The following is a 26207-nucleotide window of genomic DNA, read 5'->3' as shown; positions in this document are numbered from 1 at the left end:
CGTATGCACGAAAAATTAAAAAGCGAAGAAGCAGCATTGATCAAACAGGGTGTCCAGGAATATTTGCTTAAATTACAGAGTGAGCATAAAGACGCTTCAGATAACGAATTCCTCAATCATCAAATCGAAGTTGCCCAATCGGTATTCGACAAGGTTCTTGGTCTAAGACTATCCAAAGATGGCAAGACAGTAAGCAGTTTTGAGGAAAGTCCTGACGATATGTTAGTGTTTAAGGCAAATTATAAGTACCATGGACGGGATAAGAAGCTCAGAACAGGGGATATGGTCGTTCAGGCCTGGCATAAGAATGCAGTGAAGGATACCATCAAAGATCGCCTGCAAAAAGAGCGTGGTTGGGAAAGAGGATGGATCCATGTAGATACCATTCAACAACTGGAAGCAATAGCTGATGCCAATTAAATAAGAGGTCATGGAAATCGCGGCTTTTTATTCACGATGTAAGTCTCCGCCTAAGGAAGGACGGGGCTTACATCGTTTGTTTGCTTAGCTTTATTTTTCTGATACCAGGGTTTCTCCGTGCTGTAGATCCTCGTTTTGTTGCAATATTCCTTTATACATAAATTTGGATATCTTGTCTTCGCATATGACAAATGCCTATATAAGGTTCATAAATAACAAACAGAGAGGTGACTTAATGGCCATTTACACTGCGTTATTGAGGGGAATCAACGTAGGTGGACATCATAAAATCAAGATGGCTGAATTGAAAAGTATGTTCCAATCGATGGGCTTCGAACGAGTACAAACGTACATTCAAAGCGGCAATGTGCTGTTTGAAGCGGAGCAGGATGCAGATTCATTACGCGAGCGGATAGAACATGAAATCGAGAAGGTTTTTTCTATTTCAGTCACCGTTATCATCCGAACCTCTGAAGAGCTGGATCAAATGATTGAAAGCTGTCCATTCTCTGCGGAAGTACTCACCGAAGCGCAGGCATCAGCCCAGGTGGAGACTTTTTATGTCGCTATGCTGCTCGATGCACCTGCTCCAGACAGAATCGAACGGCTTAAAGCATTTGCTTCGGAGATTGATGAATATCATGTTCAAGGTCGGGAAGTTTATTTATTGCTCCGTGAAGGCGTTCGTAATTCCAAGCTGGCCAATCAACTTGCCAAGATGATTGTACCTTCAACCGTGCGCAATTGGAAAACAATGAACAAGCTCCGTGACTTAGCAAAATCTATGGAAGTATAAGCGATCAAAAATTGGGTTATCGCGGAAGTAACTCAGGGTCCAATGAGCTGGATCGAAATCGCGCCAAAAGGTGCAGCAACCAGCATAGTCCTTCATAGTAAAGCGCTCGTTGCCAAGATGAACCCGGACATGAATCTGGGAACGCCTTCTCTTATGTACTTCACTGAGAAATTCGATGAGTTATATTGTGATCTGAGAAATAAAAATGTGAAAGTTGGAGAAATTGTGGAGCTCCCGACCGGCAGAGTCTTCAACTTTGCGGATAATGAAGAAAATTACTTTGCCGTAGCAGAAAAGGGATAAGCATTGCGGCAGGGGAAGAGGGCTATATCCGAGGAAGATATAGCCCTCTTCCGTGAGAGATAAAGCTGCTAATCGCTATGTTGGAGCGAGTTGTTGGATTTTATATTTGGTTCATTAGATAGCTGAATTCATCTACAAAATCTTGATAATTTGTGGCTTTGGTTAATTTTTTAATGTTTTCCCATTCTGAGAGCGTATTGATAAAACTCTCAAATACATGGCTAAACAGTTGTCTTTGTGTTTTATTGATTGCAATCATCGTGATGATTTGGACTTTTTCTTCTCCCCACTTTACCGGCTTCTCATTAATAATGATGCATGTTCCCGTTCGATAGGCATCCATCTTTAAAGAGTGAGGCACCGCCACATTGTTGTTAAAGGCTGTTGATGACATTTTCTCTCGTTCCAATACAGAATCGTAATAATCTTCTTTGACATAATGCTTCTCGTACAGCTTCTGGGACATAAATTTAATATAGTCTTCCGCGCTATCCAAATAAATGTTTCTCAGGAACAGCTCTTCGTCAAAAAACATCTCAAGATAATTTTTCACGTTCAAAATATTTTTCCGCTCGCTTAATTTAACCATCAGCGTTTGAATCTGCTCGTAATCTTCCTTCGTAATAAACGGGTGAACAAAAATCGTGGGAATTTGCGGCGACTTCACGGGAAGCGTCGTAATAATAAAATCAATTTTGTTGTTATGCTGCAAGTTGTCAATTTCTGAGGTGACTTGCATAATCTCCATGACATCCTTGAATTTAGCTTCTATTTTTTGAACCAGATTTAATTGCATACCGTAGTAATTGGGGCAGACCACAGCGCATAATAGCTTGCTTTCCAGTTCTTTTTTTCGCTCGAAAAAGGAGCCGATATGAAAGGAAATATAAGCGATCTCATCCTCAACCATCGTAATATTCTCCATTTGCTGCAATTCGTTTGAGATAAAGACTGATATTTCGTGTATTAGGGGATAGGTGTCTTTAAAAGTATACGTTAACGGATTTTTGGACCACTGCTTGTTCTTCGCTCTAAATATTAAGTTGCGAATATGCAGCGTAAATTTAACGATGAATTCATCATCGGAGAGATCGATAAAATAAGATTCATAAACCTTCTCCAGCAACGTTTGCACAAGCTCGATATAATGCTTGTCCACAAAGTTGGTTAACGTATCTAAAGTTAAGGTTTGATAATTCAGCAGTGTCGTTTTGCCGGACAGGAGAATCATAAGATAGCTTCTTTCGGCTTCATTAAACTCAATCCCAAATTCGTCTCCAATCATCCGGGCAATATCGATAGCAGCGTTCATCTCCAGGCTGCTTTTCATGTCCTTTGCCTGATTATGCTCAATGGATTTGTTGCTTTTGATGCGGTCCATCGTGATAACCAAGTGTAAAAGGATACTGTTGATCTTATATTCATTGATGAGCAAATTATACTTTTCTAGGGTACTGGTAACGATATATTTTAAGCGAACGATATCATACCCCTCAAACATTTCCTGAACTTTAACCGTACTCAAAAATTGCGGAGAAGTCTCCTGGGTGATAATGTGGCTCATTAACTTTCGCTTTTCCGTTTCCGCTCCGATCAGGATCAGTCGATCGCCTTTGCGCTTCACTTTTAATTGAAACAGGACAAGCAAATGATTAGCGCTTAGAATATCATTCTCAATGGTGGAGGTACTGACAAAAATCTTGTCGCTTAAATCGAAAATATCGAGTCCTTCGGTGTTTACAATTAACTCCTTCAGAACCATGTTCATTCGTTTCGAAGGGGTATCCTGAGATTGAAGAGCAGGCACGGTCTTCTGATTATTCTGTGTTATTAATTTATATCCGTTGGAATTGGATGCAATCCTTGTCGTATCGCTGTTAATTGTTCTTACATAGTTACGGATGGTTCGGGTAGAAACCTTAAAATGATTCGCTAAGGAAGCGGCGGTCACCCAGTCATTCCGGGCTTCCAGGTAGTTGAGAAAAGCTGTTATTTTGGAACTCTTCACCCTCTAACCCTCCTGATCCTTTTGGACGAAACTTATCCCTACTATTAGTATAAAGTAGATTTGAAAATACTCAGTTTCTAAAAGTTTCCTACCCTCAGGAAATTTTTTTGTTTTCACAAGAACCTTTCTTATAGTAGTAACCCGCTTGGGTTGAATTGATTCCAGGCTTTCCTGGGGGTAGGAAATTATATTATTAGTTTAGGATTTCGGCATGTGCCATACTGAGCTTGTAAATCAAAAGGAGGTCAAACATCATGACAAAAAAAGTCTTGTTAGTTTGTGGCGCTGGGGCATCATCCGGTTTTATGGCTGCGGCTGCGCGAAAGGCTGTTAAAAAAACAGGCGAAGAGATTGAGTTTAAAGCTAAAAGCGAAGCGGAGCTTGCAGAGAATTTGAGTACGATTGATTTGTTGCTCGTTGCACCTCATTTGAAGTACATGATTGAAGATGTAAAGGACGCATGTGAAGCAGCAGGCGTTAAATACGGCGTCATTCCACAAAAAGTATATGGTTCGCTGGATGGCCAAGGGTTAGTCAATGTGGCCAAACCATATTTGGAAGGCGGTAAGTAAGCATGGAGAAAGTGACCTTGGAGGAACTTGCCTTAATATCCATGGAAGTGATCATGCATGCCGGCAAGTCCCGCGACTGTGTATTTCAAGCCGTGGATAAAGCCTCAAAAGGAGAGTTTGACGAAGCAGACAAACTTATGGCAGAAGCCAATAACGAAATCACCATTGCCCATAAAGCACAAACCAAGACGTTACAAAAAGAAGCAGAAGGAGTCGAATTCCCGTTCTCGCCGTTATTTGGTCATGCCCAGGATACGTTAATGACTGTTAAATCCGAAATGAATGTCATGCGGGAAATAATCAAGTTATATAAGAGACTGTAGGGAGGGGCCAAAATGCTGGATAAGTTGATGTCATGGATGACAGATGTTTTTGCGCCAAAGGTGAATGCATTTGCAAAGAACCCATGGGTTGCATCTGTCCAAAGCTCGATGTTAGCCGCGATGCCAATGGTATTCATCGGTTCATTCGCCACCATTTTGTCTATTGTCAAAGATTATTGGAAGGGCTTTCCCGATTTCTCACTGCTTAGTACCTTCTCGTTTGGTTTGTTCTCGCTGTTTCTGGCGTATTTAATTCCGGAAGCTGTGATGAACAATAAAGGTCATAAAGGGATTTCCAAACAAGCCGGGCTTGCCGGTCTGGCATTCTTTATGATCTTGGTGTTCCCTATGATCACCGAAGAGGGGAGGATTAGCTTTGATCTCAACTCCTTTGGTACGCCGGGCATGATTGCCGCTCTGATTGCCGGACTATTTGTAGGCATGATTATGAATTTATTTGCCAAATGGAAAATCATTGGCGAGGACTCCGCTATTCCGGACTTTGTAGCCACCTGGTTTAATACATTAATACCGATTACTTTAATCATTCTGATTGGCTGGTTATTCACCTTTGAATTAAATATCAACTTGTACGACATCGTGAATTCCATCTTTTATCCGCTCATCAATCTGGGACAAGGGTTCTGGGGACTCGTAATCACCTGCTTCCTTGGATTCGCCTTTCTCTACACGTTTGGAATATCGAGTTGGGTGATGTATCCGATTATGAATGCTATCGCTCTGCCCGGAATCGCCGAGAATCAGTCCAATTATGAGGCGGGCCGTGCTGTGACCAACATTTTCACGAATGAGACAGGCATGATATTTCTGATCGGCGGAGGTGGGGCTACATTAGCGCTGGTGATTATGCTGGCCTTCATGGCGAAGTCACAGCGGCTGAAAATGATCGGCAAAGCTTCCTTGATCCCCGCTATTTTCAATATTAATGAACCGGTAGTGTTTGGTGCGCCAATTGCATTTAACCCCATATTGATGGTACCGATGTGGATCAATGGGATCGTTGGGCCCGTGCTAACCTGGATCGTGATGAAAATGGGGCTAGTGCCGATCCCGCATAAGCCGTTCCAGCTCTGGTATATGCCGGTGCCGATTCTGAGCTGGATTGTCACGGAGTCGATTCGTGGACTTATTTTCTTACTGGTATTGTTTGCGATCAGCTGGGTGATCTACTATCCGTTCTTCAAGATTTATGATAAGCAGGCCGTGAAGCAGGATTTGGAATTATTGGACGAGGAGGACTAAAAACATATGCGAAAGAATGACTATCCGAATTTCCCGCAAAATTTCTTATGGGGCGGTGCTATTGCTGCCAGCCAAGCGGACGGTGCATATATGGAGGACGGGAAGCTGCCCAATTCATCCGATGTACAGCCCTATCTGAAAGGCTTGTCGAACCTGGAAATACAACGTTTGGAAATGCAAGGCATGACCTTGGAAGAAGTGAGGAAGAATCTTCAGGATGAGACGAGCTATTTTCCAAAACGCTTCGGTATTGATTTCTATCATCATTATGAAAGCGATTTAGAACTGCTGGCTGAAATGGGCTTCAAAACCTTCAGAACTTCGATCGATTGGTCCAGGGTATTCCCGAAGGGGGACGAAGCCGAGCCTAATGAAGCGGCTTTAAAGCATTATGGCAAGATGATCGACAAAATGAAGTCCCTCGGAATCGAACCTATCATCACGATGCTGCATTATGAAACTCCAATTAACATCACGCTGGAATATGGCGGGTGGAAGAATAAAGCGGTCATCGATATGTTTGAACGTTACGGCAAAGTGTTATTGGATCGTTTTGGTGATCGGGTTAAGTATTGGATCGTAATTAACCAAATTAACATGATACAAGTTGAACCGTTCTTGTCTTTGGGGATCTGCAGTGATCAATATGTTCCGATTGAAGAAGCTGAATACCAAGCGGTTCACAATCAGATGGTTGCTTCTGCCAAAATTCGAAACTACGCGAAGGGTTTAAATTTCGATCTGCAAATCGGCACGATGATAGCTGACGGCACGGTTTATCCTTATTCATGCAAACCGGATGATATTGTACTGGCCCTACAGCATAACCGTATGCAATATTTCTTTACGGATGTGCAGCTGCGCGGCGAGTATCCAAAATACGCGCTCAATTACTTCCGGGAGAACGATTATACATTAGATGTCACTGAAGCGGAGCTGCAGCTTTTAAGAGAAAACACGATGGATTATATGGCCATCTCCTACTACTTCTCCCAAATGGTAGATTCGACCCAAAATACGAATAAACCGGACTCGACGACGAATAATCCCCATTTGGAGGCCAGTCCATGGGGCTGGAATATCGATCCGCAAGGATTGTACCATACGCTCTCTCAATACTGGGACCGTTATCAAAAACCCATCATCATTGCCGAGAACGGGTTCGGGATGCATGACCAGCTTGAAGACGGTACCGTTCATGATGATTATCGCATCTCCTATTTGAGCAGGCATATCGAGCAGGTTGGCCGCGCAATCTATGATGGCGCTGAGGTGATTGCCTATTGTGCCTGGGGGCCGATTGATATTGTCAGCTGTTCTTCGCAGCAGATGTCCAAGCGTTACGGATTCATATACGTCGATCTGGACGATGAAGGCAAAGGAAGCGGAGAGCGCATCCGGAAGGATAGTTTTCATTGGTATAAGCAGGTCATCGCGACCAATGGCTCAGAAATTTAGATTGATCCGTCATTTTAGATAGATCCATCAGGATAGGAGTGAACTTTAATGCAGAAAACCTATAAGATTACCGATGAAGACGGGATCCATGCCCGCCCGGCCACAGCGCTGGTCAATACGGCAAATAAGTTCAAATCCGAGGTGTTCGCAGAAGCCAACAACCGTAAGGTTACGATGAAATCCATCCTTGGTGTGCTTTCCCTGGGACTTGAGTCGGGTGACCTTGTTACGTTCATTACGGAAGGGGAAGACGCGTCCGATTTATTGGCAGCCTTTGACGATGTTTTCTCCCAAGAAGGGTTAGGCATCGTTTACAGGTAAGATCAAAGGCCGGGTGCATCGCGGTGAGGGATTGCCGCTGCCGAAAGCCTGCTATCAGCGAGGAGATCATCCTTGTTGTGATTGTAAAGAGGCCTGTTTACTCCCTAGTAACAGATCTCTGATGCTTGGACAGCTCGTTATTCGCTGGTGCTCCATATTCACTGGTGTGGTGGCGGTCTCATTCGCTAACGAAACTGGGACACGTTATTTGGCCATAATTGAGACGAAAAAAAATCTAACGAAACTACAGATCGCTATTCGTTCGAGAAAGGGTGTGAACATGGCTTTTTGGGCCAAATAACGATCCCCAGTTTCGTTAGAATCTGAAGCAAGGCAAATATAGCTAAATAACGATCCCCAGTTTCGTTAGAGTGGGGAGCAAGGTATACGGCTCGTTAGAGTGGGGAGCAAGGCAATTGGCTAAATAACGACACACTGTTTCGCTAGAGTGCGAAGCAAGGGAATATAGCTAGAAATAACGATACCCAGTTTCGTTAGAGTGGGGAGCAAGGTACACGGCTCGTTAGAGTGCGTACCTAGTCTCGTAGAGGCCGATGAGGCGGAACAGATCACAAGGCGGGTTCAACAAATGAACACCTTATGGGGTAAACGTGATCGTTCGAAATTAGAAAGAGCATTCAAGTATGGTCCGCAGGTGTATACTAGCCTGGCAGACAAACCGAATGCTCTTTCATAGGTCTTTTTAATCTACTCTTAGCTTATATTTTCCGCTATGCTGCAGCTTTACATGGACCTTGACGTTCACTAGCGATTCTTTGTCGATCATAAACCCGCCTTCCGATTCCAACTCCCGCCATTTCTTCGGATTTTCACGATACAGGCACTCGGTAAGGTTGAAGATATCAACTTTGCGGGCTACTCCCTTCATAAAGGTATGTCTAATCTGCTTTTCGATGGCCTGAGCGGCCATTTGCTCGATTTCCTGCTTCTTAAGATTACGCCGGAGTTCATCTACGTAAGCGTTCAGTTTCAATTTGATCGTGAAATTGACGTGCCCATTCCGGACAACATGATGAACCTCGCTTTTGGGATTCTCAAGTACAATCGCCGCTTCAGGTTCGATATCATTCGGAATGTCGATGATCGAGCGCTGCAATTTCTTTTGCATCCAGCGGTAGCCTTGCAGATCATCTTCGGAGAACCAGTCTTTGGCCACAGTACCCTTGAAGAAATAAGCGCCATCAATTTTGAACATTGGCTTCTGATCTGTGTCTTCCGTCCATGCTTGATGATCAATCGCTAGTGAAGGAAGAAGCGGAGCCCCCGCAGGCTCATTAATAAGAGCTACGAGCTTATAACCGTGTAGTGGCATGATGCTTGACCGCTGCGAATAAGTCATCTCGGGAGATTCCATTAATGTCTGAAGCGGAGAAATGTTCAAATTCGATTTCATTGCGAAAATATCCCGCATCGACTCCCGGGTTCCGTATACAGGAATGTTATATCGAATTTCCCGATAACGATTGACGAAATCGTATGAGGATCGAATTCGTTCTCCATCCTTAAGAAACTCATCACTAAAGACGATGGCCTTCACATGTCCCCAGAACACCCTGAGCTGAGCTGTTGAATAGATCGAGTTGAGGGACTGGGTTACCGTCGAACCTTCTCCTTTGCCAATCCAGGTAGGCACGTTTTTTCCCGACAAATTGGTCTCGGACTTGGCTACGTTGGCGAAATTAAGCACCTGAACATACGTAACATATTTTCCATCTTTATAATCAAACCCTATCGCGGTTACATAGGCCATGTTCTGAATATCCTTGGAGTTCCAGCAGGACGTTAGCAAAAAAATAGGAATCACACTCGCCAGCAGCAGGAGCTTGCATCTAACCGTACTCATTGCGCATCTTCCTGCTGATGATCTGGGTCGATCGGTTCCAGCCCGGCTGGACGACTGCGCATCTTGCTCCAGGGAAGCCGCAAATAGCTCTTTAACAGGTCCTTGAAATTAAGTGGGGATATCGGCATGAGATAAGGGATGCCAAATGACTTGAGCCTGGACATATAGAACAAGAGCAGCAGCATCGATAGAATAAGCCCGTACATCCCGACAAAAGAGCAGATCAGGAAGATTACAAAACGCAGCACGCTGACGATGGAACTCAACGATTGATTGACCAGTGTGACTCCCATCACCGCTGTAATCGATCCAACCACAACGACAGAAGGAGAGACCAATCCCGCCCGGATCGCCGCATCTCCGATAACGAGCGCCCCAATCACCGTCAATGTCTGTCCAATTGAGGTAGGGAGCCGTACACCTGCTTCGCGGAAAATCTCTAATAGGAGCAGCAGAATGAACATCTCCAACTGTGCAGAGAAAGGGAGCCCCTGGCGCGAAGAGGCGATGGTTGCCATCAGCTGGAACGGAATCTGGTCCTGATGGAATGCGGTCAGGGCGACCCACAGGCCAGGCAAGAGAATCGACATCCAAAAGCTGAACAGTCGGATTAATCTGACAAAGGAGACATATTGAAAACCAAAATGAACATCCTCAGGTGATTTCAAGATAAGTCCGAAGGTGGCGGGACCAATGAGAGCGAGCGGGTTCCCGTCTACAATGATGACAAATCTTCCGGCAAGAAGAGCATTTACGGCATAATCGGGTCTGCCCGTGGTGTCCAGTAACGGGAAAATCGGGTATTTCACATCGGATAGAGCTTCCTCAAGCTGATTGACGCTGAAGAGTCCATCGACACCAATCTTAACGATTCGGTGCTTAACTTCTTTCAGAATTTTCGGTGAAATAATATCGTCTATATACATCAAAGCGATCTTTGTTCTTGTTCGTCTTCCCACCATAAGCGTCTCGCAGCACAACGAGGTGCTGCGGATCCGCTTGCGAACCAGAGCGATGTTTGTGGCGTATGCCTCAACAAATCCATCCTTCGGCCCTTTAATGGAAATCTCGGTACTGGATTCTTCCGGAGAACGTTCCGGCAGGTTGCTGATATTCAGCTTGAACAGATCATTACTATCCGTAAAGGAGATCAGCAGATCGCCCTCAAAGATGGAGTCAACGATCTCTTCCTCGGACACCTCCTTGCTGAAAGGAATCAATGGCAGAGCGCCAACAGCCTTGTCCTCTAGCAAGTTCTGAAAGTGATCGCCCTTGAACATTTGGTTCAGCTCCGGAATCACCGTATGCACAATTTGCGCACCGTCACAAAGTCCCCCGGAATAAATAAGCATAATCTCACAAGTTGTCCCCTGGTCCTGAAAATGAAAGGACTGGAGAAGGACATCGGAGGCCTTCTCGAACAAATCGGCCAGCTTCTGCTTGGTCCAGACCGAGGTTTGGTTGTGCTGTTCGCTCATGATGTCTCCTCCTTGGCAGGTTTGGCGAACCGGGCGATGACCGCCCAACTGACGGTTAAGACAACAGCAAGGATAAGTGTGGTGATAAGAACCAATTTGAACAGCCCCAAATAGAACGTATTGTATCTTTGGAGAGCAACCGCCAATACGAGGTAAATCGTTGTGATTAACGTAATGATCCGATTGCGTAATTGGGGATTCCGATGTGCAAATAAATCCGCAATTAGGAACTGAGCCAGGCTGATGCGAATCGTCGCTCCGGATAACCACTGGAACACAGATAGAAAGTCAACATGCTCAACATAGTTTCCTAGCTTCACTAGCCGCCACTGCTCATAAGGAGATACCATCTGCTTCGCGGATTCCGTCGGGCCGAATTCGGTGATGCCGCCAACCAATGGACCCAGCGAGATATAGACAAGCAGCGAGGCCAGAAGCATGATTTGCCAGGGCTTCATCGTTGACTTTAGACGATGCTGGAGCAACAGAATTAGAAAAATCTCGCTTAATGCCCCTCCGGCATAAATCATTCCGTTGGCGATAGGCTTCCAGCCATTTTCAAAAACAGGCAGCAGCAATAACCAATCCTTCTCCGGCATGTTTGCAATCGCCACAAAGTAACCAAGAACAAGCACCGCAGGCAGTAGAATACCTGAACCGATAGCGATAGCGGTAATCCCATGCTTGGCTGTATAGTGGCAGACTATAATCAAGCCGATAATAATTAAGGTTTGTGGAGTGGCCGGCAAATAATTAGATACCGTCCACACCGTAGTCTGTGTCACTGTCATATTTCCGATAATAAATAGCAGCAGAACGACAGGAACCAGCATGACCCAAGATAAGAAGGGGCGGGTCTTCTTTGCAAGCCATTCCTGAAGATGCTGTCTCCCGGATTTCCTCATAATATAGACAATCAGGACAGACCAGGGGACATAGAGAATACCTGTGAACAGTAGCGATATCCAGGAATCCCTGCGGGAAGCATCGAGCAGGATAGGATTAACGATAACGTGGCTTAGCAATCCGTTGAAGAGCATGATGACCATAATGACCTGGGTAATCCCAACTTTACCGCCCGTTTTGTCCACAAGAACTCACTCCATAGCAATCGAATTCAATATTTAGCCGACTTTGGTTTAATATAGCTTGAGCATTATTCACCAAAATATGCATCAAATTGCTGTACGAGAGAATGATCAAATTAACGAGTCTATAAAGAAATAATAGCCGCTTTCCGGCCGTATTTAGTCTGTAAATCCGATCAATATTTTTTCTGAAGTACGAATTTTTATTAATTATGCAGTTAGCGGGGATGATTTTGGGCAGCTGTCTTTGTGGCCATGATCACCGGTGTTAATTCAAGGGTCATTTCAGAAACCTACGTTACAGGAAGTAGCTGTAATATCAAGGTTTCGTCGACAAAGATGGCCCAGCTAAGCAATGTAACAATAAGCGAGAGAAAATATCATTAATATCATTAAATATAAGAAATTTAATATGTATAGCGACTGTATCCAAAAGCTTCGATTTTTCCTTTCCAGCCACCTATTTCTAGTGATGCAAATAATACAGATCATGGCCAGTATAATTTGGATACAGGAATATTCCCCTGAAAAAAAATGAAATTAAAGTGTTGACAAAGAAATTTATTAGCACTATGATTGCTGTAATCTAATATTGGATGCACGATGAAAGAGCGAAGTAGCAAGTTTGTCACTGTTCAGAAAGCCAGGGGTTGATGCGACCTGGTCATACAAAACTTTGCGAATTACACTCCGGAGTACCTTAGGTAATGCTAAGCGGACTGGCAATCGATATCATTGCTACGAGTGGTATTAATGGTGAACTGCAGCGCCATTGATGCAATGTGGGTGGTAACACGGTTAATAAATCGTCCCTATGTCTACAATAGACTAGGAGACGATTTTTTTATTTTCTAAACTTAAAATTCACCAGGGAGATGAACTACAATGATGAACATTATCGATGAATTGGAATGGCGCGGTGCCATTAATCAACAGACAGATGCAGAAGGATTGCGTAAACTAACAAGCGAAAAATCGATTTCATTGTACTGTGGTGTTGATCCTACCGGTGACAGTATGCATATAGGCCACTTGATTCCATTTATGATGTTGAAAAGATTTCAGCTCGCAGGACATCGTCCCGTTATTCTGATCGGCGGTGCGACAGGTACAATCGGTGATCCGAGCGGACGCACTACAGAGCGTACATTGCAGACGATGGATCAGGTACAGAACAACGTGGATGCTCTGACTGCACAAATGAAGAAGCTTTTCCTGAACGAGGGCGACACGGGTCTTCGCATGGTGAACAACTACGATTGGACGAAGGATATTACTATCCTGGACTTCCTTCGTGACTTTGGGAAGAACTTTAGCGTCAACACGATGCTGGCCAAAGATATTGTAGCTAGCCGTCTCGATTCGGGAATTTCCTTCACAGAGTTCTCGTACCAGATCCTGCAGTCGATCGACTTCCTTCATTTATTTAAGAATGAGGATGTGCAATTACAGATCGGCGGTGCTGACCAATGGGGCAACATCACAAGCGGACTTGATTTGATCCGTAAGAAGGAAGGACCTGAAGCGAAAGCCTTCGGCTTAACGATTCCACTGATGCTGAAGGCAGACGGAACGAAATTTGGCAAGACAGCCGGCGGGGCCATCTGGCTCGATCCGAACAAGACGACTCCATTTGAATTCTTCCAGTTTTGGGCGAACCAAGATGACCGGGATGTCATTAGATACCTGAAATTCTTCACCTTCTTAACGAAGGAAGAGATCGATGCTCTTGAAGTGAAAGTACAAACTGAACCTCATAAACGTGAAGCACAACGTGTGTTGGCTGAAGAGATGACGAAATTTGTACACGGCGAAGAAGCGCTGGCCCAAGCGAAGAAGATCACAGAAGCATTGTTCAGTGGCGATATCAAGTCGCTGACCGCAGATGAAATTGAACAAGGATTTAAAGAAATGCCAACATTCCACGCTTCCAAGGAAGCAAAGAATATCGTAGACTGGCTCGTGGATCTGGGAATTGAACCATCCAAGCGTCAAGCACGCGAAGATATTACGAGCGGAGCTATTTCTCTGAATGGTGAGAAGATTTCGGATACCGAAATGAATGTAACAGTGGACAACTCCTTCGAAGGACGCTTCATTATTATCCGTAAGGGCAAGAAGAACTACAACCTCGTTAAACTCGGAGAATAGCTGACATCAGCTATTCTCTTCCCTTAAGAATGGAGGCGAGGATTAAGAATGCTTGGATCGTGGAAAAAAACACTGGAGCTAGCATTTATTAATCATCGTTTGATATCGGAAGTAAATCGAACCAGACAAGTCAATTGGCTAATCATCGATCTAGGCATCGGTCATGTAGCTGCGGAGCATATTAATGAAGTATTAGATCAGATGCTGCTCGGATTAAATCGGTTATTCAAGTACAAGAAAGTGAAGCAAGCCAGTCTTGGTTACTTCCGAATGCTGGACATTATAAAGGAAGAAGAACAACTATCTCCGGTTATTCATATCTTGATGCCAACGATCCGAGGTTATTTTCAAGGGCGATATTATATTAAATTAAGTGAATGGTCTTCCTATTGGCGTAGAGCGCTGGATATGAATCCCGACTATAATCTATCGTTGAATGTTAATGTATTAAATAATAAGAGTGATCAGCCATCCATTACGGACAAGATGGAGAAGGGGCTAGTCCTCTTACATAATGACTTGGATAAAGCGCCAAAAAGAAATGCTGATTCAATTACCTCAAGAAGAATGATCGGTTATAGTAGATTGTTAAAAGAACAAATGGATTTCTTACAACCAAAATTCGTCTATAAATTACAGGATTACAATTTATATGATGCATTTGCCAATAATGCCTTCGAGTTAATTCTTGATTGGCATCCAGGATTAAGAGAAGATGCAAAGCCATCCCTTAAAACGCTATCAAATCTATGATTTTCATCACAAATATAAGGTGTATTCTGCAAAAAAATAAACCGATTTTTCACTGTTTTAACAGCTGAAAATCGGTTTATTTTGTTTTATTTTACCAGTAAAATGAACGCTTAAAAAATTAGCGAAATTCAAAATATTAGAAACAATGATGGATATTACTTTTTCTGTAAAACGGGTTTTGTAACTCGATAACGTGATTAGCTATTCCCCATAGCGCATAAGTATTCCTTTTTATTAATCTCCCCACAGCATATGACCACTATATTCCTCAACTTGGGGTAATGTGCAGTCATAAGTTTCTTTAGCTCAAGCCATCATAACGATAAGCAAAGTCAACAGCCAGCCATCATTCGTTGCCGATTTCTTCAAGTGAGGAGGAGAGTGCCGCCTATAATTCAGTGGACTTGTGCATGGATAATTCTCCAATATAGGGATTGATAATTATTCAAATAACAGAATTGTTATGCATCACTTTTGCCTGAAAGTGCTTTAACCCATGAAAGCGAAAATGGTTTAAAGCACTTTACGATGAAATAATAAAACCTTTAAAGTAAATGTTAATAAGATTCTGGAAATTATCAAAAACACCTTATGTGACAAGGCTTTGAACCAAATTGACACAACAAAAAATTAGGCGTATATTGACGATGAAAGTTAATCGATTAACGAATTCATAAATTTTCCTTGCACCACAACTTCAAGATTCATCCATTTATTTGTAATACATCAATTATTCATATTTGGATGGGTTAAGAAGCTAGACTAGAGAGAAAGAAGGGAGACTTTATGGCCAATTCAAAAAAATTAACCCTATTCGGGTTGATTGGTATCACGATGGCCTTCTTCGGTACTGTACGTAGTGTGCCGACGCTCGCTATCACCGGTTGGACACAAATTTTCTACATGCTCGTTGCAGCAGTATTATTTGCACTTCCAATCGCTTTGATGTCGGCTGAACTGTCCACAGGATTTCAAGAAGAGGGCGGACCACAAGTCTGGGTAAAAAAAGCAATAGGAGAAAAATGGGGATTTGTTACCTCATGGCTCTTATGGGTTCAAATGTTTTTCGGTATGGTTATGGTTGCTTCAACAGTAGGGGTACTGTTCGGATATGTAATTAATGTACCTCATTTATCTTCAAACAACTTCTTCATCTTTGCAGTTATTTTGATTTCTTACTGGGGCGTTACACTCTTGAACTTGAAGTTCGACATGGTTAAGATCGCCGGTAACTGGGGTTCGATCATCGGTGTATATATTCCATTCTTAGTACTTGTCGTACTTGGTCTTGCTTACATGTTCAAGAACGGAATTAATCCGTCCGGTTACTTAGCTAACTTCAAGGCCGGCGATTTGTTGCCTAATCTTAGCGACCTGGGCAGCCTGGCTTATCTATCCGGTATTATCTTCATTTTTGCTGGGGTCGAAATCTCCTCAGTGCATGCGAATAATATCGAGAATCCGAAGCGCAACTATCCAATTGCAGTTATCGCTTCCGTAATCTTGTTGGTTATCTTCAACCTGATTGCCGGTTTGACGGTTGCGAACGGTGTTCCAATGGGCAAAATGGAGCTCTCCAATATTACTCAGCCTTATATGATTTTCTGTGCGGACCTGGGTATTCCATCTATTTTTGTTAACATCATCTCCGCGATGATCCTGATCGGTGTGCTTGTTCAGCTCAGCGCATGGGTACTTGGACCAAGTAAATCGATGATTAAAGTTGCAGAAGACGGCAACTTGCCGCCATTCTTCCAGAAGAGAAACAGCAAAGGTATTCCAATTACCTTCGTAATGCTTCAAGCCATAGTTATTTCCTTGGTATCGGTGATGTACATCGTCGTGCCTGACGTAAACAGTGCCTTCCTGGTTATCACAATTACAACCACGATTTTGTACTGTATCGTCTATGCCTTGATCGCTATTTCCGCAGTTCGTCTGCGTTATAAAGAGCCGAATATGAACAGACCGTTCCGTCTTGGCAAAGGCAATGGCATGATGTGGTTTGTCTCTCTGCTGTCGATGCTTAGTGTTGTGATTACCATCGTGGTGAGCTTGATTCCACCATCTATTTTGCCTAAGAGCTTCTCCACGGGATACATCATTTACCAAGTCGTTGCGACGGTAGTAATGGTGGGCGTTGCCCTGATTATATACAAATTCAAGAAACCTAGCTGGAAAAAGAGCAATTAATTACAGCTATTTCGTACTAATCCTTTTTATAACTTTATTATACGGAGGTACTCAACATGAACTATTCAATCCCTGATATTAACCTCAAAGCATTATTCCTTGGAGATAAAGGCGAGAACGTCGACTTGTTTAAGGAAATCTTACTAAAAATGGTTGATGAGCATGTCGGCTGGCGCCAGAATTATATGCCTCAGGACTTGCCGGCCATCACTCCTTTCGATAAAAGTTCTAAGAGCTTCCAGGATACCGCCGACCATATGCGCAGCGTATTTAACGTATTGTCTTCGAAGCTTCGCTCCGAATCGCTGCCTTGGCACACTGCGGGCCGCTTCTGGGGCCATATGAACTCCGAAACCTTGATGCCATCGATTATCGCTTATTCAGCAGCGATGCTCTGGAATGGGAATAACGTGGCTTATGAATCCTCTCCAGGCACATCGCAAATGGAAGAAGAAGTGGGGCATGAAATTGCCAAACTGATGAGCTACAAAGCAGGCGAAAGCTGGGGCCACATTTGTGCCGACGGTTCGATTGCCAACCTGGAAGGTCTCTGGTATGCGCGTAATATCAAATCTCTTCCACTGGCTATCCAAGAAGTTGCACCTGAATTGGTGGCAGGAAAATCCGAATGGGAACTGCTGAATATGTCCACGGAAGAAATTATGGACCTTATTGAGAAGATTCCTGATAAAATGGATGAGGTGAAAGCTAAATCAGCTCGGGCCGGTAAACATTTGCAAAAGCTTGGCAAATGGCTTATTCCACAAACGAAACACTATTCCTGGCTGAAAGCTGGCGACATTATCGGTATCGGCTTGGATCAAGTTGAAGCTGTTGATGTTGACAGTGAATATCGCATGGATATCGACAAGCTGGAAAAACGTATTCGCGAATTGGCCGCTGAGCAAATTCCGGTTCTCGGGGTTGTGGGTGTTGTCGGTAGTACAGAAGAAGGTCAAATTGACCACATCGATAAAATCATTGAACTTCGTGAAAAACTCGCTAAAGAAGGCATTTATTATTATGTTCACGTTGATGCTGCTTATGGCGGTTATGCACGGGCCATCTTCCTTGATGAGAATGACGAGTTCATTGAATACAACAAAATTAACGAAGTGTACAAGAAATACAACATCTTTACAGATATGAAGCTTAAGGATGAATGGTTAACTGAAGATATCTACAATGCCTTCAAGGCGATGAGCAAAGCGGAATCCGTAACGATTGACCCTCATAAAATGGGTTATATTCCTTACTCTGCTGGTGCGATTGCGATCCGTGACATCCGTATGCGCGAATCGATCTCTTACTTCGCCACTTATGTATTTGAAAAAGGGGCAGATATTCCGGCATTGCTTGGTGCTTATATCCTTGAAGGTTCCAAAGCCGGTGCGACTGCAGCTGCTGTATGGACAGCTCACAAAGTATTGCCGCTGAACGTAACTGGCTATGGTAAACTGATGGGTGCAAGTATCGAAGGGGCATACCGCTTCTACAACTTCTTGAAGAACAAGAAATTTACCGTTGGCGATAAGACAATCGTTCTTCATCCATTGACCAAGCCGGACTTCAACATGGTCGACTACGTATTTAACGAAGAAGGAAATACCGATTTGGCTCGAATGAACAAATTGAACCATGACTTCTTCGATTATGCTTCCTATGTTAAAGGCGGCCTGTACAGCAATGAGTTTATTACTTCTCATACTGACTTTGCAATTCCTGACTATGGCAACAGCCCATTGGAATTCGTGAAGAGCCTTGGTTTTACCGAACAAGAATGGGATCGCGCCGGTAAAGTGACTATTCTTCGTGCTTGTGCATTGTCTCCATATGCTCACGATGCTGAGACTTTTGAAGATTATGCAGCCAAGATTGAAAAGGCCATGCAACAAAAGCTGGAAAGAATCTACATGTACGAAATGAACTAATCTGCTATAAATAAGGAAATGCGTAACACCCAATTGTGGTTGTTGCGCATTCCTCATTTCTCCAATATAAGGGGTGCTTTAAATGTCCAACATTAGAAAAGTGCTGACGGTCGCAGGCTCAGATTCCAGCGGTGGCGCCGGTCTGGAAGCCGATCTAAAAACATTTCAGGAATATGGGACCTTCGGGTTCTGCAGCATTACTTCCATAGTCACCATGGATCCCGATAATCACTGGCATCACGAGGTTCAGCCCATTGATACCGGGCTGGTTCTTAAGCAAATTAAGACGGTAATGGCTGGCGGCAAGCTGGATGCGATGAAGACCGGCATGCTCGGCTCAGTTGAAATTATTGAAATGCTGAGCAAAGTGATTGAGGAGCATGAGATCAGCAATATCGTAATCGATCCGGTCATGGTCTGCAAAGGTGAAGATGAAGTTGTTCAACCCGAGAATGGTCAAGCGATCCGCGAGCTTCTGCTGCCGAGGGCTACAATTACAACACCAAATCTGTTCGAAGCGGGTCAACTTGCCGGAATCGCGAAGGTAAGAACGATCGACGATATGAAGGAAGCCGCACGTCGCATTTATGAGCGTGGCGTCAAAAATGTCGTTATTAAAGGCGGCAAGACCCTTGAGGCGGAGAAAGCAGTTGATCTGCTGTATGATGGACGTGAATTTACGCTATATGAAGCGGACAAGCTTGAGACGAATCATAACCATGGGGCAGGCTGTACCTTCGCGGCTGCTATCGCTGCCGGATTAGCCAAAGGAATGAACGTCAAGGATGCTGTCTCCAGAGCAAAACAATTCACTACAGCAGCTATTCAAGGCGGATTTGCTTTTAACCGCTTTGTTGGTCCTGTCTGGCACGGCGCATATAACAAGGCAGAGGGACGCATTGAATAGCAAAGACTCCTTTTGTCCACTCTAAGATCAATCTATAAAAATGACCACCCATTCAACTGGTGTTTAATACATGATAAGGAGTTCAGCTTATGAACAAAGAGGTCACTCTAAAAGAAAGCCTATTTCTTTTAGTTGTATTGTTAGCCATTATTGGAGCTTGTATTATCGGCTTGGGCATGGATCCGCAAATTCCAATCTTAGTCTCTCTGGGCGTTATTATCGTATTTGCTAAAATTAAAGGGGCTTCCTGGGATCGGATTCATAAAGGAATTCAGAACGGCATTTCTCCAGGACTGATACCTATACTTATCTTTATGTTAATTGGTGCATTAATTAGTGTCTGGATTTCAGCAGGTACCATTCAGACGATCATGATTTATGGCTTTAAAATTTTATCCGCTAAATATTTTTTGCCTTCCGTATTTGTCATTTGCGCGGTCGTAGGAATTACGGTAGGCAGCTCATTTACAACGATCTCAACCGTCGGCATCGCTTTCTTCGGCATGGGGCAAATTATGGGCTACCATCCTGCCATTACGACTGGTGCTATCATTTCAGGTGCCTTCTTGGGCAACAATATCTCTCCATTATCCGATACCACCAACCTGGCATCGGCCATTGCTGAGGTCGATTTATTCGATCATATCCGTTATATGATGCGTGTTGTCATCCCGGCATTCCTCATCTCCTTAGTCTTCTTCGCAGTCACGGGACATGCCAAGGTATTGACAACCGGACAGGAAGTCAATGAACTTGTAAACACACTAAGCACCTCATTCCCTATTTCTGTTGTAACCTTAATTCCTGTTCTTGTGCTCTTCTTATGTGCTTGGCGGAAGGTACCCGCTATTCCGACACTGCTGTTAAGCATTCTGTTTACGATCGGTGTGATCTACATTTATCATCCGCATACCAGTTTATCGGATATTTCCGCGCTGATGCAAAATGGATATGTAGCCAATACAGGGGTTGAGAGCGTGGACAAGCTGCTTACACGCGGCGGGATTCAAAGTATGATGTGGTCCGTATCCCTAATCCTCTTGGCGCTTGCTCTGGGGGGACTGCTCGTCGAAATGAATATCATCAAGACGATCATCTCGCGTATTACCTCCTTCGTAAGCACCAAAGGCAAGCTGATTCTTATGACGGGCTTAAGCTCGATGGGCGTCAATCTGCTGCTTGGCGAGCAATATTTGTCGATTATTTTACCGGGTGAAGCATTTAAAACTCAATACGATGCGATCCAATTGAACCGTAAAGAGATGTCAAGGGTCTTAGCCAATGGCGGAGCAGCGGTTAACGCTCTGATTCCTTGGGGAGTCAGTGGGGTATTTATCACGGGCACATTAGGCGTATCCACGCTGGAGTATCTGCCGTTCGCTATCTTCTGTATTGTAGCGCCGATCCTAAACATTCTGTACGGATTTCTGGGCAGAAAAACGGCAAAACCAGCGCATTAAGTTCCATTTTGACGTAAAAAAAGTTGGTAGTAGAGCCAACTTTTTTTACGTCAAGGTCTAAGCGAGGTGAGGATGGTAATAATTGCAAGTGAAAATAATTGCTAAATTGTGTTATACATAAATCAGGGGCTTTCATGACTCGAGGAGGGACTATTAATGCTTATTGATGAATTAAAAGGCAAAGCATTGGATGAATTTATAGAAGGCATCCTAACTTTAGAGACAAAAGAGGAGTGCTATGCTTTCTTTGATGATTTATGTACGGTTAATGAAATAAAGACTTTAGTACAACGTTTTCAGGTTGCGAAAATGCTGTATAACAATCATACGTACAGTAAAATTGAATCCGATGCAGGAGCGAGTACAGCCACCATTTCGCGGGTGAAGCGATCTCTGTACCATGGCAATAACAGCTATGAACTGATGTTCAGTCGAATGCAAAACAATCCTCAGTCCAACAAGAAGACAGATTAAGCAGTGTAAAATGATTTGGGGAAATTTTTAATACTGCCAATAGGGTAAAGCGCTTCCAAAATATATGATTTTGGTATTATTGGATATAAAAGATATTTTCTTTCTTATAGGTGAAAATGAGAGGTAAAGAGAGGAAAGTCGAACATGATTCTATCCGAATCGCGTTCGACTTTTTTATTGGCCTCATTTTCTTATAGGACCTTGAAAGACGATAAGACCGCTGAAACTAAGCCCTACCATTCGGGAAAGCAGCAAGCTTGCTGCGACGCCACTTGATAATTAATCACATAAATGATTATACTCAGCAGTTCTGCAGTATCTTCGTCAAGCAGATTTTTATTGGATTAATGATTGACAGTTTTTAACACAATAAGGATAATAATTGTATTCATAGGAAAAGGAGGTATGAGACTAGGCTTTTAAATGTAAAAATCTCGTAGATGTAAGATTCGATTGTACCTTGACACACTATATCCCTATAAAAGGAGTGTACAAATGTACGATAAAATCGTAGACATTTTATGCGCTATTAAAGACCAGCCGGAACTCCGCCATTCTCTTTCCCTCAATACGGATTTAAACAATGAAGTTGGCCTCGATTCCCTGCAAATGATCCAGTTTATGCTCAAGGTTGAAGATCAGTTGAACGTGGTCATCGACTATGACCAATTCGATTATGAGCATCTCCACTCGATGGATACTTTCATTTCTTTTCTGAAGAGCTGCCAGCCACAAGAGCAGCCGTTATACGAAGATGTCAACCCATAAAGTCCGTGTAATTTCCACCACCGTTATGGGTACCTTTGATCCCGAAACCCGCTGGAGAGATCCAAATCTGACCCGGCTGCCTGCGATGCCGGACAAAAACCGTGAGGCAATTGTCCTGTGTATGGACGAGCTGCTCTTTCCGTTCTGTGGGCCGGACGATATCCTCTACAGCCGCTGTAAACTCGATCCGGTACTGCAGGAGTACCTGAACGGATTAGGATTTTCCTTCCGCAGCCATTATCACTACGATCTGAATGATCCGAATGAACCGCTACCTGAACCGGATATCTTCAAGCGTTGTATATTCAGACATGCGGTCGATCCCGACCGGCATCTTCAACCGATGAACAAGGGGCGGCCATTTGCCGATTCCGGGTGGTTATCCCCATACGCCATCACGGCGGATACGGAAGCGTATCAGCAAGCAGCAAGGCCGCTCAACCCTTTACCGGCCCTTGAGACGGTGATACGCGTTAATTCAAAGCTATATCATAATCGGCTCCTTTGGCGAATCGGGGCCAAGTGCTGGGGGACTGAGGTGAATAGTGCAGCGGAAATAGAGGAGACTGGAAACTTACTTCTGAAGCGCGGACCGTATTTGCTAAAAGATCCCTTCGGTGTTTCAGGGAAAGGGAATCTGCTTATCGACAGCGAGGTTATGCAGCGAAGGATAATGTCGCACTTGAATCAACAAGAGAATAGCGGAATGTATTCTCAATTCTTGCTCGAGCCTCTGCTGCATAAGGAGACGGATTTCAGTTCGCACTGGTTCATCCGGGTAAGTGGTGAGAAGGAGCTTATCTCGATTCAGCGGATGATTAACCACCAGCAAAATTACAGCGGGTCTATCCAAGCCGATCAAGCCTTTATCCACTTGTTGGAGAAGGCAGATTATTTTGCTGTGATAGAAAACGCACTTCGGCTTCTGGCGGAGGACGGCTATTTCGGCTTTGTCTGCATCGACTCCATGATCCTTAAGGGCGGTGAAGTCGTGCCTATTGTGGAGATTAACGCCCGCAAGTCTATGGGCCTGATTAATGCTTATCTTGATAAACATTGGGGCCCATATGGGTGTACAAGCTGGCTTACCTTCCTGTCTCTTGGTCTGCCGGATGGCTTTGTATTCGGGAGACTGCTGCACATTCTGCGTGAATCCAATCTTCTCTTGACAGCCCCGGGCAGCTATGGGATCGTTCCTCTCTCCTCCAATACTGTAATGGTCAATGAGTTTCTAATCCGCCGCCGTATCGCGGATGGCATACAAATTAAGCCGATCATGCCAAAGGGAAGACTGTATGTATCAGTAGTGGGGCGTGATGACGAACACCGCAGCGAACTGCTCCAAGACCTGCGGCAGGTGCTCGCCGATCTATCCATTAAAGTGTACAACTAAATCTGAGCTCGGAGGGCGGCTATGCATTCAACCCCGATAACCTTGCTGGCGTCGGGAAATTCGCTCGGCGCATACATTCCGGCTATGCATCTGTACACTTACCTGCAAAGCAGGGGGGCAGGTGCAGACATTCTTGTTCTGGAAAACTTGTATCATGAAGAGGTTCGGCTCAAGATTCATGCAACTAAAAAAGCGTTTCATGCTGATTTTTCCGTGGCTCGTATGGGGCATAAGCTGGCCAAGCCGGTGGATTCTTCTCTGGACGAGGAAGCGGTCCAAAGGCTGCTGCGTAGCTGGAAACAGGCCGGTGTCTTTCGATTTGCTGTGTTTACCGGCTTTTGGATACCGATATTGGAGCGCTATAAGCAAGCGGTCGATAAGCCCCTGGATATTCAGCTAATCCGGTTGGATGCCTGGGACACGCCATCGTTTAAAGTACACAAGCAGCTATACCCTGGTTACGACAATGTCTGGTTCTATGATTCTTCGAAGCTGTCTCCCAGCAGCTATATCACGTCGGATAATGTGGGGCCTCTGCCATACGCGGAGCGTGCCGGACGCCTTCTGATCCATGGCGGCGGCTGGGGGATCGGGACTTATGCCAGTACGATCACAGAGCTTCGCAGGCTCGGTTATCATCTTGATGTGATCGTCTATGATCCTTCCGAAGTCGGAGAGGACGATGGCATAACACGCTACTATGGGGCGGAGCCTTCATGGGATCCGTGGAGCCGGGATGCACTGGGGCGGCATACGTTTCCGCCCATGATCCGGTATGTCCGCAGACGCGGTGTTCTTAGCGCTTTCCCGCTCGGGGCTTACTCTGCATATACAGACCTGCTGCGGAATTGCGCAGCAATTATCAGCAAGCCGGGCGGAGCGACTCTCAACGACTCGCTGTCATACGGAATCCCGTTTGTCATGCTGGAGCCGTTTGGGGACCATGAGCTTCATAATTCCGCCTATTGGGAATCCTGCGGATTGGGTGTCCGGTTCGATAAATGGAAAGCGCGGGATTTTTCGAAGCTTCATTTAGAGGGCATCTACAGATGTTTGCTGGAGCAGCGAGCAATAATCAACCATTTTGGGGAGGAATACTTATGCAGCCGAAAACAACAGTTGCGTTTGACCAAGTGACATTCAGCAATATGAAAAGAACTTTGATTCCACTGGCGGAAACGGGAAGGAAGCGCCGGGAGGACCCGACTTACGCGGCTCCCGTGCCTTACGAGATCGGGATCAAGCTTAATAACGGCTGCAATTTGCGCTGCAAGCACTGTTTTGAATGGAATCCGGACGGCTTTCATCACGACTTCACGAGAGAAGTGAAGAACGATGAAATCGAGATTCCCGTCGTGGAGAAGCTGCTAGAGGAGACAAGGGAACGCAAGTCGCGCGTATTTCTATGGGGCGGGGAGCCGCTGTTCTACTCCAAGTTCGACGAACTGGCGGAGCTGCTGGCCAAAGAAGAACGGTATACGACCATTTGCACGAACGCCATTCTCATTGAACAGAAGCTCGACTCTATTCTGAAGATGTCGGAGAATCTGGTCATGCTGGTTAGCCTGGAAGGCTTCGAGAAAGAGAATGACGCGATCCGGGGCAAAGGCACGTTCCGGAAAGTGATCCACGCGATACAACTGTTGCTGGATTTACAGAAGGAGGGCGTGTACAAAGGCAAAGTATCTGTTGCTCTGACCGTAAATGACCAAATGGTCGGCCAGCTCTATGACTTTATGGAATTCTTTGAAGAGATGGGGGTAGACTCCGTATATTTCTGTTTCCCTTGGTACATTCCTCCCGATACAGCGGAGAAAATGGACAGCTACTTTGATGCCCATTTCCCGCACCTTGCCGCCCGCTTTGCAAACGATCATAAGAACAGCTGGCACTCGTTTACGTTCCATATCTCACCGAACAATTTCGACACGCTTATTGAAGAACTTAAGCGGGTTAATTCCCGCGTATGGAATGTTCGCATCCGCTATCAGCCGGCGCTGGAGCCTGAAGAAGTGGAAGGGTTTATCCGCGGCAATGAGAAGCCAGCCATGAACCGGACAAAATGCTTCGCGATCTCGAATCGGATGGATGTGATGCCCGATGGCAAAGTGAACCCTTGTAAATTTTTTCCGGAATTCAGTGTCGGCAATTTGTACGAGGAGAGCGTGGCGGATATATTCCACGGCGAAGACCTGCGGAAGCAAAGAGAGACTTTGGCTTGCGGTCTGATGCCGATTTGTTCAAAGTGCGTTCTTCTCTACAATAATGGAGTTTAAGCGGTTA

General features: G+C 44.6%; 23 protein-coding genes and 1 other annotated feature. Of the genes, 19 read left to right on the top strand and 4 right to left on the bottom strand.

What is annotated here, in order from left to right:
• Window positions 1–3 precede the first annotated feature (3 nt).
• The 3 genes from BN1360_RS18220 (at window position 4) to BN1360_RS18210 (ending at window position 1519) form a co-directional block, all read left to right on the top strand.
• Window positions 4–420 carry a hypothetical protein gene (locus tag BN1360_RS18220; protein ID WP_068781264.1) on the top strand — a complete coding sequence of 139 codons (417 nt, stop codon included), beginning with the start codon at window positions 4–6 and terminating at the stop codon, window positions 418–420.
• Between the two features lie 235 nt (window positions 421–655).
• Entirely contained in the window at window positions 656–1216 is a 561-nt protein-coding gene (locus tag BN1360_RS18215; protein ID WP_068781263.1) for a DUF1697 domain-containing protein, read from the top strand.
• 3 nt (window positions 1217–1219) lie between these two features.
• Window positions 1220–1519, top strand: coding sequence for a VOC family protein (locus BN1360_RS18210; protein ID WP_420707936.1), 300 nt, complete (start codon window positions 1220–1222; stop codon window positions 1517–1519).
• 100 nt (window positions 1520–1619) lie between these two features.
• Here BN1360_RS18210 and BN1360_RS18205 read toward each other — a convergent pair whose 3' ends face one another.
• Complete coding sequence (locus tag BN1360_RS18205) at window positions 1620–3527, bottom strand: BglG family transcription antiterminator (protein ID WP_068781262.1); 1908 nt, start codon at window positions 3525–3527, stop codon at window positions 1620–1622.
• A gap of 254 nt (window positions 3528–3781) precedes the next feature.
• Between BN1360_RS18205 and BN1360_RS18200 the strand changes: the two genes are divergently transcribed.
• Genes BN1360_RS18200 through BN1360_RS18180 form a run of 5 tightly spaced genes read left to right on the top strand, consistent with a single transcriptional unit; the run spans window position 3782 to window position 7464 of the window.
• The gene (locus tag BN1360_RS18200; RefSeq protein WP_068781261.1) at window positions 3782–4099 is read left to right on the top strand and encodes a PTS sugar transporter subunit IIB; all 318 of its coding nucleotides are present in this window, start codon (window positions 3782–3784) and stop codon (window positions 4097–4099) included.
• 2 nt (window positions 4100–4101) lie between these two features.
• Entirely contained in the window at window positions 4102–4422 is a 321-nt protein-coding gene (locus BN1360_RS18195) for a PTS lactose/cellobiose transporter subunit IIA (protein WP_068781260.1), read from the top strand.
• A 12-nt stretch (window positions 4423–4434) separates the two neighbouring features.
• Window positions 4435–5685, top strand: coding sequence for a PTS sugar transporter subunit IIC (locus BN1360_RS18190; protein ID WP_229521042.1), 1251 nt, complete (start codon window positions 4435–4437; stop codon window positions 5683–5685).
• Window positions 5686–5691: 6 nt separating this feature from the next.
• Complete coding sequence (locus BN1360_RS18185; RefSeq protein ID WP_068781259.1) at window positions 5692–7143, top strand: glycoside hydrolase family 1 protein; 1452 nt, start codon at window positions 5692–5694, stop codon at window positions 7141–7143.
• Between the two features lie 48 nt (window positions 7144–7191).
• Window positions 7192–7464, top strand: a complete 273-nt coding sequence (locus BN1360_RS18180) for an HPr family phosphocarrier protein (RefSeq protein ID WP_068781258.1) — start codon at window positions 7192–7194, stop codon at window positions 7462–7464.
• A gap of 703 nt (window positions 7465–8167) precedes the next feature.
• Here the strand turns inward: BN1360_RS18180 and BN1360_RS18175 are convergent.
• Genes BN1360_RS18175 through BN1360_RS18165 form a run of 3 tightly spaced genes read right to left on the bottom strand, consistent with a single transcriptional unit; the run spans window position 8168 to window position 11897 of the window.
• A complete protein-coding gene (locus tag BN1360_RS18175; RefSeq protein ID WP_068781256.1) occupies window positions 8168–9328 on the bottom strand; it encodes a Ger(x)C family spore germination protein in 1161 nt (386 codons plus the stop codon).
• Window positions 9325–10806, bottom strand: a complete 1482-nt coding sequence (locus tag BN1360_RS18170) for a spore germination protein (RefSeq protein WP_068781255.1) — start codon at window positions 10804–10806, stop codon at window positions 9325–9327. Before BN1360_RS18170 ends, BN1360_RS18175 begins: the two co-directional genes overlap by 4 nt.
• A complete protein-coding gene (locus BN1360_RS18165; protein WP_068781254.1) occupies window positions 10803–11897 on the bottom strand; it encodes an endospore germination permease in 1095 nt (364 codons plus the stop codon). The genes BN1360_RS18170 and BN1360_RS18165 overlap by 4 nt, the downstream gene beginning before the upstream one ends.
• A gap of 591 nt (window positions 11898–12488) precedes the next feature.
• Window positions 12489–12711, top strand: a binding site (T-box leader).
• 71 nt (window positions 12712–12782) lie between these two features.
• Between BN1360_RS18165 and tyrS the strand changes: the two genes are divergently transcribed.
• From tyrS to BN1360_RS18110, 11 genes are all read left to right on the top strand, one after another.
• On the top strand, window positions 12783–14045 hold the full coding sequence (tyrS, locus tag BN1360_RS18160; RefSeq protein WP_068781494.1) for a tyrosine--tRNA ligase: 1263 nt from the start codon (window positions 12783–12785) through the stop codon (window positions 14043–14045).
• A gap of 48 nt (window positions 14046–14093) precedes the next feature.
• Entirely contained in the window at window positions 14094–14798 is a 705-nt protein-coding gene (locus BN1360_RS18155) for a protein rep (RefSeq protein ID WP_068781253.1), read from the top strand.
• 786 nt (window positions 14799–15584) lie between these two features.
• Window positions 15585–16991: a tyrosine-tyramine antiporter gene (gene tyrP / locus BN1360_RS18150; protein ID WP_068781252.1), complete on the top strand. Its 1407-nt coding sequence runs from the start codon at window positions 15585–15587 to the stop codon at window positions 16989–16991.
• 56 nt (window positions 16992–17047) lie between these two features.
• Complete coding sequence (gene tdc, locus BN1360_RS18145) at window positions 17048–18922, top strand: tyrosine decarboxylase (RefSeq protein WP_068781251.1); 1875 nt, start codon at window positions 17048–17050, stop codon at window positions 18920–18922.
• 82 nt (window positions 18923–19004) lie between these two features.
• A complete protein-coding gene (gene pdxK / locus BN1360_RS18140; protein ID WP_068781250.1) occupies window positions 19005–19829 on the top strand; it encodes a pyridoxine/pyridoxal/pyridoxamine kinase in 825 nt (274 codons plus the stop codon).
• An 89-nt stretch (window positions 19830–19918) separates the two neighbouring features.
• The gene (nhaC, locus tag BN1360_RS18135) at window positions 19919–21289 is read left to right on the top strand and encodes a Na+/H+ antiporter NhaC (protein WP_068781249.1); all 1371 of its coding nucleotides are present in this window, start codon (window positions 19919–19921) and stop codon (window positions 21287–21289) included.
• A 156-nt stretch (window positions 21290–21445) separates the two neighbouring features.
• Window positions 21446–21763 (top strand): YerC/YecD family TrpR-related protein, encoded by a 318-nt coding sequence (locus BN1360_RS18130; RefSeq protein WP_068781248.1) that lies wholly within the window; start codon window positions 21446–21448, stop codon window positions 21761–21763.
• A 495-nt stretch (window positions 21764–22258) separates the two neighbouring features.
• Window positions 22259–22531: an acyl carrier protein gene (locus BN1360_RS18125; RefSeq protein WP_068781247.1), complete on the top strand. Its 273-nt coding sequence runs from the start codon at window positions 22259–22261 to the stop codon at window positions 22529–22531.
• Window positions 22518–23924 carry a hypothetical protein gene (locus tag BN1360_RS18120; RefSeq protein ID WP_068781246.1) on the top strand — a complete coding sequence of 469 codons (1407 nt, stop codon included), beginning with the start codon at window positions 22518–22520 and terminating at the stop codon, window positions 23922–23924. The genes BN1360_RS18125 and BN1360_RS18120 overlap by 14 nt, the downstream gene beginning before the upstream one ends.
• A gap of 21 nt (window positions 23925–23945) precedes the next feature.
• A complete protein-coding gene (locus tag BN1360_RS18115; RefSeq protein ID WP_229521041.1) occupies window positions 23946–25061 on the top strand; it encodes a hypothetical protein in 1116 nt (371 codons plus the stop codon).
• Entirely contained in the window at window positions 25025–26200 is a 1176-nt protein-coding gene (locus BN1360_RS18110) for a radical SAM protein (protein ID WP_068781245.1), read from the top strand. Before BN1360_RS18115 ends, BN1360_RS18110 begins: the two co-directional genes overlap by 37 nt.
• The last annotated feature ends 7 nt before the right edge of the window (window positions 26201–26207 follow it).

It is taken from the genome of Paenibacillus sp. GM2, assembly GCF_900069005.2.
Taxonomy (GTDB): domain Bacteria; phylum Bacillota; class Bacilli; order Paenibacillales; family Paenibacillaceae; genus Fontibacillus.
Note: the sequence above shows the minus strand (reverse complement) of the source record. Positions and strands in the feature narration are given on the sequence as shown.

Coding starts and splice junctions, on each gene's coding strand:
- BN1360_RS18200 (WP_068781261.1), top strand. CDS start 3,782: ATGACAAAAAAAGTCTTGTTAGTTTGTGGCGCTGGGGCATCATCCGGT.
- BN1360_RS18215 (WP_068781263.1), top strand. CDS start 656: ATGGCCATTTACACTGCGTTATTGAGGGGAATCAACGTAGGTGGACAT.
- BN1360_RS18170 (WP_068781255.1), bottom strand. CDS start 10,806: ATGAGCGAACAGCACAACCAAACCTCGGTCTGGACCAAGCAGAAGCTG.
- tyrS (WP_068781494.1), top strand. CDS start 12,783: ATGAACATTATCGATGAATTGGAATGGCGCGGTGCCATTAATCAACAG.
- BN1360_RS18115 (WP_229521041.1), top strand. CDS start 23,946: ATGCATTCAACCCCGATAACCTTGCTGGCGTCGGGAAATTCGCTCGGC.
- BN1360_RS18130 (WP_068781248.1), top strand. CDS start 21,446: ATGCTTATTGATGAATTAAAAGGCAAAGCATTGGATGAATTTATAGAA.
- BN1360_RS18120 (WP_068781246.1), top strand. CDS start 22,518: ATGTCAACCCATAAAGTCCGTGTAATTTCCACCACCGTTATGGGTACC.
- BN1360_RS18180 (WP_068781258.1), top strand. CDS start 7,192: ATGCAGAAAACCTATAAGATTACCGATGAAGACGGGATCCATGCCCGC.
- nhaC (WP_068781249.1), top strand. CDS start 19,919: ATGAACAAAGAGGTCACTCTAAAAGAAAGCCTATTTCTTTTAGTTGTA.
- BN1360_RS18190 (WP_229521042.1), top strand. CDS start 4,435: ATGCTGGATAAGTTGATGTCATGGATGACAGATGTTTTTGCGCCAAAG.
- BN1360_RS18110 (WP_068781245.1), top strand. CDS start 25,025: ATGCAGCCGAAAACAACAGTTGCGTTTGACCAAGTGACATTCAGCAAT.
- BN1360_RS18185 (WP_068781259.1), top strand. CDS start 5,692: ATGCGAAAGAATGACTATCCGAATTTCCCGCAAAATTTCTTATGGGGC.
- pdxK (WP_068781250.1), top strand. CDS start 19,005: ATGTCCAACATTAGAAAAGTGCTGACGGTCGCAGGCTCAGATTCCAGC.
- BN1360_RS18155 (WP_068781253.1), top strand. CDS start 14,094: ATGCTTGGATCGTGGAAAAAAACACTGGAGCTAGCATTTATTAATCAT.
- tyrP (WP_068781252.1), top strand. CDS start 15,585: ATGGCCAATTCAAAAAAATTAACCCTATTCGGGTTGATTGGTATCACG.
- tdc (WP_068781251.1), top strand. CDS start 17,048: ATGAACTATTCAATCCCTGATATTAACCTCAAAGCATTATTCCTTGGA.
- BN1360_RS18195 (WP_068781260.1), top strand. CDS start 4,102: ATGGAGAAAGTGACCTTGGAGGAACTTGCCTTAATATCCATGGAAGTG.
- BN1360_RS18175 (WP_068781256.1), bottom strand. CDS start 9,328: ATGAGTACGGTTAGATGCAAGCTCCTGCTGCTGGCGAGTGTGATTCCT.
- BN1360_RS18220 (WP_068781264.1), top strand. CDS start 4: ATGCACGAAAAATTAAAAAGCGAAGAAGCAGCATTGATCAAACAGGGT.
- BN1360_RS18125 (WP_068781247.1), top strand. CDS start 22,259: ATGTACGATAAAATCGTAGACATTTTATGCGCTATTAAAGACCAGCCG.